Below are 13,182 nucleotides of genomic sequence, written 5' to 3'. Positions count from 1 at the left end.
TTTTTAATGACCTAAATCTGCTGCTGCCCGCGATAAGACAGGGCTTCCGAAAGATGCTGACTTTGAATATCTGGACTTTGATTTAAATCGGCAATGGTGCGTGCAACACGCAAGACCCGATGATAGCCACGTGCTGATAAATTCAGTTTTTTCTGAGCCATTTCAAGCATATTATGAGCAGACTGATCTAATGCGGCATACTGCTCTAGTTGCTTTGGACTCAAACTCATATTCAAGGTATTTTGCCGTTGCATCTGAATTTCATAGGCTGCAATGACGCGTTGTCTAACCGTTTCTGAGTTTTCTGTAGGTCGATTGTCCTGTAACTCATGCGCCTGTAAGGGCGGTACATCAATATGCAAATCAATCCGATCCAGCAACGGGCCTGAAATCCGGTTCTGATAGCGTTTAATACTTTCGGGTGAACATTGGCAGCGGATATCTTGATTGAATGCATACCCACATGGACATGGATTCATGGCAGCCACCAACTGGAAATTAGCCGGAAAGGTAATTTGGCGTGATGCCCGGGAAATGACGATTTCTTTCGCTTCCAAAGGCTGACGTAGAACCTCCAGCACTTTGCGGTCGAATTCAGGCAGTTCGTCCAGAAATAAAACCCCTAAATGTGCCAGGGTAATTTCTCCTGGCTTGGGGTGTGAGCCGCCACCGACCAATGCCACCGCAGAAGCAGTATGGTGTGGTGCTCGAAACGGCCGTTGTCCAAAAGGGTGATTGGCATTCGCCACCGAATAAATACTGGCCACTTCCAGATTTTCCTGCGTCTTTAAGGGCGGCAAAATACTGGCCAATCGAGAAGCCAGCAAGGTCTTGCCTGTTCCGGGTGGGCCTCGAAACAGCAGGGAATGACCACCTGCCGCAGCAATTTCCAAGCCACGCCGTGGTCGTAATTGTCCTTTTACATCCGCCAGATCAAACTTATAAAAATGGTCTGTATTGAGTGGACTGGCTTCTATTTGCGGTAAGCGCTGCGCTTGGGAAAGATGTTCACACACTTCTTTTAAATGATTGGCTGCAAAGACTTTAAAGTCTGGGAGCTGACAGGCTTCCTGTGCATTGGGGCCAGGCAAAATCAGTTGATGCTGGTCACTTTGACAAGCAATGGCAATACTTAAGGTGCCGCTGACAGGACGTAATTGACCATCGAGGGCCAATTCTCCAATAAATTCAAGATGCTCGGTGCAATTTTCAGGCAGCTGCCCAGAGGCCACTAAAATACCTAAAGCAATCGGTAAATCCAGACGTGAACCATCTTTTGGCAGATCTGCAGGGGCCAGATTAATGGTCAGACGTTTGGTTGGAAATTGAAAGCCGCTATTCAAAATGGCAGAGCGTACCCGGTCTTTACTTTCACGTACCGCCGCTTCGGGAAGCCCCACTATAGTGAGCGAAGGCATACCCGAACTGACATGAACTTCGACTTCAATTAAAGGCGCATGCAGGCCCAGCAAGCCTCGCGTATAAATTTTGGCAAAAGACATTATTATTGTTCCAATTTGGTGCGTTATTTTTATAGCCCTGGTGTCTTTTGTGCACTGTACTTGTGCTTATTTTTTGTTCGAAATTTTATCTTCTAATGCTTCCACCTGTTTCAGCAAATCATTCAGGCGATGATTGGCATTATTTAGGGCAGTACGCTGACGTTCTATTTCCTCTTTAGACACCAAATCCATTTTTGCCACAGCTTCATTTAACAGGGCACGGATATTATGTTCCACATCTTTCTTAGGTTGTTCGACTTGCTGCAAAATTGCTTGTAATAAAGTTTCAATCATCGTCTGATCCATCGCCGTAGAAAGGAGCGCACAGTTTAGCATTGCTAAAATGCAGACTATAGTATTTCAGACAAAATATAGACTTATTCAATTAAAGATATTGTAAAAATCCACATAAAAAATGTCTATTTTTTGAAGATTCAAAGTCTTTATCCGTATAAAATAAGGTATAAATAAACCACATGCCGGGCTTTTTAATTTCCCCCGACCTTAGGAATCTTGGCATGAAATTTGAACGTAAAACCTTACTGGTGAAATAAGCCGAAGGAAAACAAACATGAAGCTCGTAACTGCAATTGTAAAACCTTTTAAATTAGATGATGTCCGCGAAGCATTGTCTGAAATTGGTGTTCAAGGCATCACTGTAACTGAAGTGAAAGGCTTTGGTCGTCAAAAAGGCCACACTGAACTCTATCGTGGTGCTGAATACGTTGTAGATTTCTTGCCGAAAGTCAAAATTGAAATCGCGATTAGCGATGAAATGGTAGACGCGGTGATTGAATCTATTACTCGTGTGGCGAGCACTGGAAAAATCGGTGACGGAAAAATTTTCGTGACTAACTTGGAACAAGTCATCCGTATTCGTACAGGTGAAACAGGTGCAGACGCTGTCTAACTTGGCACGAAGTTTGCTGAGTACCTAATAACTCACAAAAACTTGGTTGGGGGATACGAATGAAAAAAATGCTACTCGCGTTCGGCATGGCCGGCGCTCTTTTTGGTGGTTCTGTTGCATGGGCTGAAGAAGCTGCAACAGCAACAACACCGACAGAAGAAATTGTGCTTGTTGAAGAAGCAGGCGATACAACAAATACAACAACAGACACTACAGCAGCAATTGCTGAAGCAGCGCCAGTTGAAGCTGCAGCGCCTGCAGAAGAAGAACTAACGCTAGATACCGGCGATACCGCCTGGGTTTTAACCTCTACCGCTCTAGTTTTACTCATGACTATTCCTGGCTTGGCGCTATTTTATGGCGGTATGGTCCGCAAGAAAAACGTTCTGGCGACGATGGCACATAGCTTTATTGCTGCGGCGGTGGTCAGTATTGCCTGGGTGATTATTGGTTATACCCTCGCTTTCGGTGAAGGTAATGCCTTTATAGGTGGTCTGGATAAGTTCATGCTGGCTGGTATCACCACAGAGGCGCTTTCAGGCACGATTCCTGAAATCCTGTTTGTGATTTTCCAAATGACTTTTGCCATCATTACGGTTGCCATCATTAGCGGTTCGATTGCAGAACGTATGAAATTTGGTGCTTTCGTTACTTTCATCGCACTTTGGGTGGTGATTGTCTATGCGCCAATTACCCACTGGGTATGGGGTGGCGGCTGGTTAGCTAACGATGGTGCGCTTGATTTTGCCGGTGGTACGGTTGTACATATCAACTCGGGTGTTGCCGGTCTGGTCGCAGCGTATATGTTAGGCAAACGTATGGGCTTGGGCCGTGAATCTATGGCACCGCATAACCTGACGCTTACTGTGGTCGGTGCATCTTTACTCTGGGTAGGCTGGTTCGGTTTCAACGGTGGTTCTGCATTAGGTGCCAACGGTTCTGCAGGCTATGCTTTGGTCGTGACTCAAGTCGCAGCAGCGGCAGCAGCTATCTCCTGGTTAATCACTGAAAAACTGGCACGTGGTAAAGCTTCTGTACTGGGCGGCGTATCGGGTGCAGTTGCTGGTCTGGTGGTCATTACTCCAGCTGCAGGTTTTGTGACTGTAGGCGGCGCATTGGCGATGGGTCTGATCGGTGGTGTGGTGTGCTTCTGGGGGATTACTGCACTGAAACGCGCATTGAAAGCCGATGATTCTTTAGATGCTTTTGGCCTGCATGGTGTAGGTGGTATTGTTGGCGCGATTTTAACGGCCTTCTTTGCCAGCGAATTCATCATGGGTGACAATGCTCCTGCCAATGTCATGCATCAGCTTTGGGTGCAAGTGGAAGGTGTGCTGGCAACGATTGCTTACTCTGCGATCATGACCTTCATTATCCTGAAAGTCATTGACTTGATCATTGGAATCCGTGTGGCATCTGATGATGAGCGTATGGGTCTGGATTTAAGCCAACATGGCGAACGTGTCGAATAATAATAAATACACCATAATCAATATATAGTGTAAAACAGCCCGAATGGGCTGTTTTTTTTCTATATGTTGCGTAAAACTCTACAAAGTTTGTAATTTTTGCTACACTCGGAATCCATCTGGATTTGTTCAATTAAACCGCTATGCATTGCCCATTTTGCAATACTGCAGACAGTAAAGTGATTGATTCACGCCTGGCAGCTGAAGGCTGTCAGATTCGTCGTCGCCGTGAATGTGTCAGTTGTAATGAACGCTTCACTACCTTTGAAAGCTATGAAGTGGTGATGCCGCGCGTCATCAAGTCGGATGGCAAAAATGAACCTTTCGATGAAGCCAAATTACGCCGTTCCCTGATGCATGCCTTGCAAAAACGCCCGGTGACCCAAGAGCAGATTGAAACCGTGCTGAGCGATATTCAGCTACAGATTCGCCGTTTAGGTGAACGTGACGTGAAATCACGTACCATCGGTGAAATCGTGATGCAGTCTTTATTTGCTCTGGATCATGTTGCTTATGTGCGTTTTGCTTCGGTTTATCAGGATTTTCAGGATGTCGAAGCTTTTCGTCATCAGATTGAACAGATGCAACAACGAGAATTACAAGAATAATTATGGCTGAACTGAATCAAGATCAAGTCTGGATGCGCCGGGCCATTGAGTTGGCACGTCAGGGGCAATATTCCACCAAACCGAATCCGAATGTCGGCTGTGTCATTGTTAAAGATGGCATCGTGATTGGTGAAGGCTTTCATCCCCAAGCCGGCCAGCCACATGCTGAAGTCTTTGCGCTGCGTCAGGCCGGTGAACAGGCACGTGGTGCAACCGCTTATGTGACTTTAGAACCTTGTGCGCATTATGGCCGGACACCGCCTTGTGCCAAAGGTCTGGTGGAAGCAGGTGTGGCTAAAGTTGTCGTGGCCTGTCCTGATCCCAATCCGCTAGTGGCCGGAAAGGGCGTACAGATCCTGAAAGATGCGGGCATTGAGGTAGACGTTGGCATCTGTGAAGATGAAGCGCATGAGCTGAATCAAGGCTTCCTGAAAGCCATGGCGACCGGTATGCCTTATGTGCGTTTAAAAATTGCCTCAAGCCTGGATGGCCGTACCGCGATGGCATCAGGTGAATCGAAATGGATTACCGGTGTAGCAGCACGTCAGGATGTACAGCATTGGCGTGCGATTTCAGGCGCGGTGATTACCGGAATTGAAACGGTCCTTGCTGATGACTGTCAGCTGAATGTACGTCAACTGGATGCTGTTGAAGATATCAAGACCGTGGTGCAACCGAAACGGATTGTTCTGGATCGTCAGGGACGTCTGCCACTGAGTGCAAAGATTTTAGCGCAACCTGAAACAGTGATGGTCATGGGGCCATTTCGTCAAGAGCTTGCAGACCTGGGTGTGCTACACTTGCCGGTACAGCCTTTAGCAGAATTATTAAAGCAACTGGTTCAGCAGCATCAGATTTATGATGTCTTGGTGGAAGCAGGGGCGACCTTATCTACGGCATTTTTACAACAAAAATTGGTTGATGAACTGATCAGTTACGTTGCACCGACCCTATTGGGTCGGTCTGCGCGTACCATGTTTAATGCAGAATTTAGCCATATGGCCGAACAACTCCGATTTAAGCTGTGCGATGTAACTCGCTTAGGTGATGACGTGCGCTTCAGGCTAATTCCTTTTCAAGAGACACTATGAGTTCAGAGTCTACGGTTTATCATAAACGTCGCCATGCGGCACGTACCACCGATGAATATCTTTTCCATCAGCTGGTTCCTTATCTGGGCAATAAACGCCGTTTACTGCATTTAATTCTGGAAGCGTTGGAAAGTACGGGAACCCTGAACCGTGCTGATGGTCGTGCGCCGATTTTTGCTGACTTTTTTGCAGGTTCAGGCGTGGTCTCGCGCTTGGCCCGTCAGAATGGCTATCGTGTGATTGCCAATGACTGGGAGCCGTATAGCCATGCGCTGAATCATGCGGTACTGGCCTGTACTGAAGCACCGGCATTTAAAGAACTCGGTGGCTATCAGAAAGCGATTGATTATCTGAACCGTCTGCCGGAAGTTAAAGGCTGGGTGACGCATAACCTGTGTCCGCGTAATGATGAAATTTATGATCCAGCCCGTGACCGTTTGTTCTTTAAACGTCGTAACGGTATGCGTATTGATGCCATCCGTCAGCAGATTGCCGCCTGGCAGGCACAAGGTGCAATTGATGATGTGGAAATGTCTGCCTTGCTGGCACCCTTGCTGTATTCCGCCAGTTTTGTCAGCAATACTTCAGGCGTTTTCAAAAGCTTTCATCATGGCTGGGGCGGGAAAACCCAAACTGCGCTGGAACGGATTGAATCATTGCTGTGGCTGACTCCAAGCCGTTTTTGCGAGTCGGATCAGAAAAAGGGAATGGCCGCAGAAATGTGGTGTGTCGATGCCCAGCATCTGGCCAACCAGATGAGCGGCTTTGAAGTAGATGTAGCTTATCTGGATCCACCGTATAATCAGCATGCTTATAGCAGTAATTATCATGTGCTGAATGCGCTGACCTTATGGGATCAGGCCGATTTACCGACTCCGGATACCAAGGGCTTTAAGAGCGGGATTGACCGGGCATGGCGCAAAGAGCGTCCGAGCCAGTACAACTCCTCTAAATATGCCAAAGAAGCCTATGAGAGCCTGCTGGCCACCATCAATGCACGTTTCATCCTGACCAGTTATTCAACAGATGGGAATATCAGTGCCACTGATTTATTGCAGGCCAACCTGAAACGTGGCCGGGTGACCTTGCTGACCCAGGATGTACCACGTTATCGTGTTAGCAAACAGCGCCAGTCTGAACGTGCACGCGTGCTGGAGTTTATTGTGATTACCGATACCCACGCCAAGTCAGGTCCACCGATCCGTCAATTACTCAGCCAGCTGCATCATTATGCAGAGTTGGGCGGTGTCGATACGACCGGCGTTAGTACCCAGTTGGCACTCTGGTAAAAGAATTGAAAAGGAAATAAAAATGTTTACAGGTATTATCGAAAGCCTCGGCAAAGTCGAAAGTCTGCAAAGCGTTGGCGGCGATGTACGTTTACGCATCCAGACTAATCTGGACATGTCCGATGTACATCTGGGTGATTCTATCGCGACCAATGGTATCTGCCTGACCGTGATCGACTGGGGCGAGAACTGGTATGCGGCTGATGTTTCCCGTGAAAGTCTGAACCGGACCACGCTCGGCACCTGGAAAGCCGGTCAACCTGTCAATGTTGAAAAAGCCATGTTGCCGACTACGCGTTTTGGCGGTCATATTGTGTCAGGTCATGTCGATGCAGTCGGCGAGATCACGCTGGTTCGTGAAGATGCCCGCTCGATTTATTATGAAGTGACTGCGCCTGCTGAAATTGCCAAATACCTGGCAGAAAAAGGCTCGGTTACAGTTGATGGTATTAGCCTGACGATTAATCATTTGCGTGGCAGTGTGATCAGTCTGAACCTGATTCCACATACTGCTGAACGTACCAATATCGGTACCTGGAAAGTCGGTAGCAAGGTCAATCTGGAAGTGGATGTATTGGCACGTTATATCGAGCGTTTATTACTCGGCGATAAAGCCGCCGAAACCACTGAACAATCAAAAATCAGCATGGATTTTCTGGCTGAAAATGGTTTCTTAAAATAAAAGAAATGTTGATTTACTGAACAGTCTGATTGAAAAATTAGACTGTTTTTTTATTTTTCGGGATAATCAGCAGTTCAACTTGCAAATATTGCCTTGGTGGACGGGTCGAATGCTCGATTTTTTACTTAACTTGGAACAGTCATTGCCGCTATTGCTCGATCAATATGGGGTATGGATTTATGCAATCCTGTTTCTGGTGATTTTTGCAGAAACCGGTTCAGTGTTTTTCTTTTTCCTGCCCGGCGACAGTCTATTGCTGGCTGTGGGAGCTTTATGTGCCAGCAGCGATCTGGTGACCCTGCATTCGATGGGGCTGTTGTTATTCACTGCTTCGGTGCTGGGCTATAGCGTGAATTATTACACCGGAAAAGTTCTTGGCTTAAAATATTTTAATCAACATTCACGCTATTTTAAGCCGGAATATATGGTGAAAACCAACCACTATTTTATGAAACATGGCGGTAAAACTATTTTAATCGCACGTTTTATTCCCTTTGTCCGCTCATTTGGCCCTTTTGCTGCCGGTTCAGCGCATATGAGCTTTGCCACATTCAGCTTTTATAATATTGCGGGTGGCATCCTCTGGATTGGCACTTTATTAAGCATTGGCTATCTGCTCGGAAATGCTGCCTTTATGCTGGCAGATTTTTTGTAAGATGCGACATAGAAGATAAAAAAGCCCGAATTTTCGGGCTTTTTTAATGTGAAAGGATCATTTAAATATTGCGTGGCTGATCAGAAAATTCAGAATTTTTCAGCATATACTCGATTTCTTCTTTGGCTGCCGCACGCATTTTTTCACGAAGTGCATTCACGGTCTGTTCAATCACGGTTTCTGCCTCAAGTTCCAGACGTAAACGCACACTTTCTAATTCGGATAAAATGGACTGGTCCTCAATCTGGATGCGACCTTTGGCAAAATCAAAAGTCGTCTCAGGATTTTTTGCATAACGTGCGACATAGTGCTGCACTTCAGCCTCTAGATGCGTATTTATTTCAGCAAGCACCTGACTCTGTTCGCTAAATTTACGCTGTTCCTCATGACGTAGCTGTTCTTGATAGGCCTGTTCTTCAGCACGTTTCTCGGCCAAGGCTTTTTCAAGCGCGAGCTGTTTACGAATACGGGCTTCTTCAATTAATTCGGCTTTGCGCTGCGCATAGGCGGCTTCAATCTTGCGTTCAGATTCCTGCTGCAAGCGTTGGTCGCGACTCTGCCATTCTTCCAAAGACGTTTCTGGCTTTAAAATATCGCAGATCCGAGAGAGGTCATCGATAAAGGTCTGACGTACAGCTTCCGGCACATTTAACCAGCGCTGTTTAAAATCGGGACCTACATTTAATGCCACGTGCCTCTCCTTGTGGATGATATCGGTTAAAGCTTATGGGTGTCCGGCTCAATACCTAAACGACGATATTGCTTAAATTTTTCACGTCCCAGCTGTTTCGCTGTTTCATGATTTTCAATGATCTCAATAATGTGACTAAATTTTGCGTAAGGTTCAAGTGCTTCCGGATTAAAATTGAAAATAATCCAGTCGGACTGTTGCGGTAGTGTTGCCGAAATACAGACCGTCGCCTGAGGCTGATCAATACCATGTGGAATAAAACTCGCTGGGTCAAAACTCCACAGACATTCATCCAGCTGTTGTTGCAATTCGGCATCGGCACACAGTAACCAGATCCGCGCCGGCTGACGCAGAATCTTACGACATAAACGACAAGTGCTGTCCACTTGTCGTTCAGGGCTTTTTTCAAATAAATAAAAGCTGACTTTAGCCATTGCTTTGAACGCGATTCGCCAGGAACTGTATCAATAATGGGACTGGACGGCCGGTCGCCCCTTTATTTGTGCCTGAATTCCACGCCGTACCTGCAACATCGAGATGTGCCCAGCGATATTCACGGGTAAAACGTTGTAAGAAGCAGGCAGCGGTCACAGAACCGGCTTTTGGCCCACCGATATTGCCAATGTCGGCAAATGGTGAATCCAGCTGTTCCTGATAGTCATCCAGTACCGGCATACGCCATACCCGGTCAAAGGAGTGCTGACCGGCAGCTTCCAGTTCTGCTGCCAGTTTATCATCTGGCGTGAACAGACCCGTCAGCACTGAACCTAAAGCGACCACACAGGCACCAGTTAAGGTTGCGATATCAATCACCAAAGCAGGGTTAAAACGTTTTACATAAGTCAAGGTGTCACACAGCACCAGACGACCTTCGGCATCGGTATTCAGGATTTCAACCGTCTGACCGCTCATGGTCGTTACGATATCGCCAGGACGGGTGGCTTTGCCTGAAGGCATGTTTTCTGCTGCAGCGATGGTCCCCACCACATGCAGAGGTAAGCGGGATTCACATAATGCACGCATCGTACCGAGTACAGATGCTGCGCCGCACATGTCATATTTCATTTCGTCCATGCCAGCGCCTGGTTTAAGTGAAATACCGCCAGTATCAAAAGTAATACCTTTACCCACCAAGACTACCGGCGCTTCGCTACGCTCTGACTGATATTCCATGCTGATAATACGACCTGGACGCTCTGAACCTTTACTCACAGCAAGGAAGGCGCCCATACCTAAATCCGCCATCTGCTGTTCATCCAGCACAGTGACTTTAAGCAGGTCTGGATATTCAGCCGCCAAAGCCACCGCCTGTTCTGCAAGATATTCAGGGAAACAGATATTGCCCGGACGGTTACCCAGATCACGTGCCAAGTTTTGTCCGCTTTGCACTGCTTGTACCAGTTGCAACTGTTCGGTGGTTAATACGCTATGAGTGGCAATCAGGTCGATCTGCTCGAGCACAAATTCATTCTTCTTGGATTTGTATTCATCATAACCATAGCTGGCCTGAGTCAGAAACAGGGCAAACAGATAATGGAATTCTTGTGGAAGTTGTGTCAGATCTATAGAAATCTGTTTGAATTTTTTTTGAGTGACTTGAATAATAGTTTGCGCGATTTTTGCAAGTTTTGCCGGTTGCAGTTCAGCGACCTTGCCTAAACCAATCAGCGCTGCATGACTGGACTGGTTCACCTGACCAATCAGGCTCAGGCTTTCAGCCAACGCTGCCTTGAATTGAGAGGCTTCAATTAATGTGTCTAAATTATTGATTTGATAAGTTGCGGTTGTATTATGAAGTTGTTCCGAGTCAACTAAAATCAACAAAGATTGACTTGATCCATTCTCTGGGAATGACGTATTAATTGTAAGTTTCATATTCTGTTTTCACGCCTGTCTATATGGGTAAATCATTCAGTCATTGAAACATTTATCCGAATAGATTTTCAATGGGCAGGGCGGCCTAGGTTTTATATTTTTGCTATTCGGGTAAACTAGCACTCGTTTTATGGACCTTATTTTGGAAGAATTAATTTGATTATTCGGCGTTATCTGGTCAAGCAAGTTGTCTCGACATCCTTGGTGGTGATTGCCTTATTGACCTTGATCATGATGGGCGGTCGACTGATCAAGTATTTTGGTGTCGCGGCGCAAGGCCGTCTGGATGCAGGCATTTTATTTAGCATTATTGGCTACCGTTTACCTGAATTCTTGACCCTGATTCTTCCGCTCGGTTTCTTTATTGGACTGATGCTGGTGTTTGGCCGTTTATATGTCGACCATGAAATGGCCGTGATGAATGGCAGTGGCGTCAGTCGGCATCAATTGGCGCGTCTACTGGTGCCGATGACCCTGGTGTTTTTGATTGCTCAGGCCGGATTGATGCTGTGGGCTGCGCCGTGGGGCATTCGCCAGTTTGAAGCCCTGACCACCAGTCAGGCGGTACGTACCGGCTTTGACCTGGTGCGACCGAAAGAATTTATCTCCTCTGGGCCCTATACCATTTATGCCGGTGACCTGTCAGAAGACCGTAAAAATTTAAAAGATATTTTCTTTTATCAGCGTGCGGAAAAAGAAGGCAAACCGGATGTGATGATTCTGGCGCAGGAAGCCACCCGAATTGAAGTACCGAATGATGCTGCCAATGTGGTGGATTTGGTCAATGGACGCCGTTATGAGATCTATCCGGGTACACCGCAATATACTCAAGCTGAATTTGAAAGCTATCGTCTGCGCTTAGAAAGCGATGAAGAAGCGCAATTTGCCAGTACTGAAGTTGAGGCCTTACCGACCTCGCAATTGTGGCAGAACCGTCAGGATCCTGTGGTGGCCAGTGAGTTGGGCTGGCGGGTGTTTGTTCCTTTTGCGATTCTGATTGCCCTGATTCTGGCTGTGGCCTTGTCTGAAGTGAGTCCACGACAGGGTCGATATCTCAAGTTATTTCCTGCCCTCATGATTTTTGCCAGTCTGATTGTGGCCCTGATGGCAGTGAAGACGCGGATCAGTAAAGAAGAAATGGGCATTTGGGCCTATCCATTGATTCTGATTGCCTATGCAATTGCGGGTGCCTTGTTCTCGCGTAAACAGAAATTAGGCCCGAAAATCAAGAAACAGATTCAGCGAGTGAGGTCTTAACAATGTTGGCACGTCGTATAGTTGCAAAACATGTGACCCAAACCACTGCGCTGGCGATGCTGGGTGCAACCGCGGTATTGGCGGGTTTACAGGTATTATTTACTTATCTGGGTGAGCTTGGTTCGCTCAAAGATGGTTATGGTGCCTGGGATGCCTTGAAATATGTGCTTTGGGGCGCACCAAATTATTTATATGAAATCCTGCCGATTTCTGCACTGATTGGTGCAGTTTTAGGTCTTGGTACATTAGCCTCGAATAGTGAGCTGATTGTGATGCGTTCGGTCGGCGTGAGCTTATGGCGTATTGTCGGGTGGGTGATCCGTTCAGCACTGTTGTTGGTGGTGTTGTCATTTGCCCTGAGCGAGTGGGTCATTCCTTATACCAATGAACAGGCCAAAAGCGTAAAAAGTGCCAGTAAAGCCGCTCAGCTCGGTGAAGTTCGTGGTTACTGGACTCGGGAAGGGCAGCGCTTTATTTATATCGATTATGCTAACTCGCAAGGTCAGTTGAAAAATGTGCAGATGCTGGACTTTGACCAGAACTATCGTTTGCGCGGTACCTTGCAGGCAGATCAGGGCCAATTTGTTAAAGATGGTTCCTGGACGCTGGACAACACAGAGCAGTTCGATATTCTCCAAAATGGTAATGCCACACTGGTTAAGCAGCAACAGCAACCTTTAGCGCTAGCATTACAGCCTAAATATGTGCATATGGTGACGATTGATCCTGAAGATTTATCGCCGAGTCAACTGGTCAGTTTCATGAGCTATATGCATGAATACAGCCAGGTGCCTAAAACCTATCAGCTGGCCTTCTGGCAAAAACTCGGCTCGCCTTTTGCCCTGATTGCACTAGTAGTGATCGCCTGTTCATTTATCTTCGGGCCATTACGTCAGCAATCCATGGGTTTTCGTCTGGTGATAGCTTTATTTGCCGGACTGGGTTTCTTCTATCTGCAGGATTTCCTCGGCTATGCCAGCTTGATCTATGCACCGTCTCCGGCCTGGTTCGTGTTTATTCCGATTCTGATCATGTTCGGCATCGGCGGATACTTGCTGCATCGGGCACGCTAAGGTACAGGAAAATAGAACAAATCAATCATCATGAGAGGCTTAAACCATATACGGGTCATGGCCTCTTTTTATAAACTTCG

General features: G+C 46.8%; 14 protein-coding genes. 9 read left to right on the top strand and 5 right to left on the bottom strand.

Annotated elements, in window-relative coordinates; all coding sequences use genetic code 11:
* Positions 1–11: 11 nt before the first annotated feature.
* Both F891_RS14130 and F891_RS14125 read right to left on the bottom strand, forming a co-directional pair.
* The gene (locus F891_RS14130) at positions 12–1,502 is read right to left on the bottom strand and encodes a YifB family Mg chelatase-like AAA ATPase (RefSeq protein WP_005263963.1); all 1,491 of its coding nucleotides are present in this window, start codon (positions 1,500–1,502) and stop codon (positions 12–14) included.
* 66 nt (positions 1,503–1,568) lie between these two features.
* Positions 1,569–1,796, bottom strand: a complete 228-nt coding sequence (locus F891_RS14125) for an accessory factor UbiK family protein (RefSeq protein WP_034439636.1) — start codon at positions 1,794–1,796, stop codon at positions 1,569–1,571.
* A gap of 277 nt (positions 1,797–2,073) precedes the next feature.
* Between F891_RS14125 and glnK the strand changes: the two genes are divergently transcribed.
* From glnK to F891_RS14090, 7 genes are all read left to right on the top strand, one after another.
* Positions 2,074–2,412 (top strand): P-II family nitrogen regulator, encoded by a 339-nt coding sequence (gene glnK, locus F891_RS14120; RefSeq protein WP_004281042.1) that lies wholly within the window; start codon positions 2,074–2,076, stop codon positions 2,410–2,412.
* A 59-nt stretch (positions 2,413–2,471) separates the two neighbouring features.
* Entirely contained in the window at positions 2,472–3,884 is a 1,413-nt protein-coding gene (locus F891_RS14115; RefSeq protein ID WP_005263959.1) for an ammonium transporter, read from the top strand.
* Between the two features lie 140 nt (positions 3,885–4,024).
* Entirely contained in the window at positions 4,025–4,489 is a 465-nt protein-coding gene (gene nrdR / locus F891_RS14110) for a transcriptional regulator NrdR (protein WP_004281044.1), read from the top strand.
* Between the two features lie 2 nt (positions 4,490–4,491).
* Positions 4,492–5,580, top strand: a complete 1,089-nt coding sequence (ribD, locus tag F891_RS14105; protein WP_005263957.1) for a bifunctional diaminohydroxyphosphoribosylaminopyrimidine deaminase/5-amino-6-(5-phosphoribosylamino)uracil reductase RibD — start codon at positions 4,492–4,494, stop codon at positions 5,578–5,580.
* On the top strand, positions 5,577–6,869 hold the full coding sequence (locus tag F891_RS14100; protein ID WP_004644908.1) for a DNA adenine methylase: 1,293 nt from the start codon (positions 5,577–5,579) through the stop codon (positions 6,867–6,869). Before ribD ends, F891_RS14100 begins: the two co-directional genes overlap by 4 nt.
* Positions 6,870–6,891: 22 nt before the next feature.
* On the top strand, positions 6,892–7,551 hold the full coding sequence (locus F891_RS14095; protein WP_005263955.1) for a riboflavin synthase: 660 nt from the start codon (positions 6,892–6,894) through the stop codon (positions 7,549–7,551).
* A 109-nt stretch (positions 7,552–7,660) separates the two neighbouring features.
* Positions 7,661–8,206: a VTT domain-containing protein gene (locus F891_RS14090; RefSeq protein ID WP_004281049.1), complete on the top strand. Its 546-nt coding sequence runs from the start codon at positions 7,661–7,663 to the stop codon at positions 8,204–8,206.
* Positions 8,207–8,267: 61 nt separating this feature from the next.
* Here F891_RS14090 and F891_RS14085 read toward each other — a convergent pair whose 3' ends face one another.
* The 3 genes from F891_RS14085 to F891_RS14075 are packed head-to-tail and all read right to left on the bottom strand — an operon-like array spanning position 8,268 to position 10,772.
* On the bottom strand, positions 8,268–8,897 hold the full coding sequence (locus F891_RS14085; protein ID WP_004281050.1) for a cell division protein BlhA: 630 nt from the start codon (positions 8,895–8,897) through the stop codon (positions 8,268–8,270).
* A 26-nt stretch (positions 8,898–8,923) separates the two neighbouring features.
* Positions 8,924–9,331, bottom strand: a complete 408-nt coding sequence (locus F891_RS14080) for a DNA polymerase III subunit chi (RefSeq protein ID WP_005263953.1) — start codon at positions 9,329–9,331, stop codon at positions 8,924–8,926.
* Complete coding sequence (locus F891_RS14075) at positions 9,324–10,772, bottom strand: leucyl aminopeptidase (protein ID WP_005263951.1); 1,449 nt, start codon at positions 10,770–10,772, stop codon at positions 9,324–9,326. Before F891_RS14075 ends, F891_RS14080 begins: the two co-directional genes overlap by 8 nt.
* Positions 10,773–10,928: 156 nt before the next feature.
* On the opposite strand from F891_RS14075, the gene lptF reads away from it, so the two are divergent.
* Positions 10,929–12,029, top strand: a complete 1,101-nt coding sequence (lptF, locus tag F891_RS14070; RefSeq protein WP_004281053.1) for an LPS export ABC transporter permease LptF — start codon at positions 10,929–10,931, stop codon at positions 12,027–12,029.
* Between the two features lie 2 nt (positions 12,030–12,031).
* Positions 12,032–13,102 (top strand): LPS export ABC transporter permease LptG, encoded by a 1,071-nt coding sequence (lptG, locus tag F891_RS14065; RefSeq protein WP_004281054.1) that lies wholly within the window; start codon positions 12,032–12,034, stop codon positions 13,100–13,102.
* The last annotated feature ends 80 nt before the right edge of the window (positions 13,103–13,182 follow it).

Source organism: Acinetobacter sp. CIP 101966, from assembly GCF_000369725.1.
Taxonomy (GTDB): domain Bacteria; phylum Pseudomonadota; class Gammaproteobacteria; order Pseudomonadales; family Moraxellaceae; genus Acinetobacter; species Acinetobacter lwoffii_Q.
Note: the sequence above shows the minus strand (reverse complement) of the source record. Positions and strands in the feature narration are given on the sequence as shown.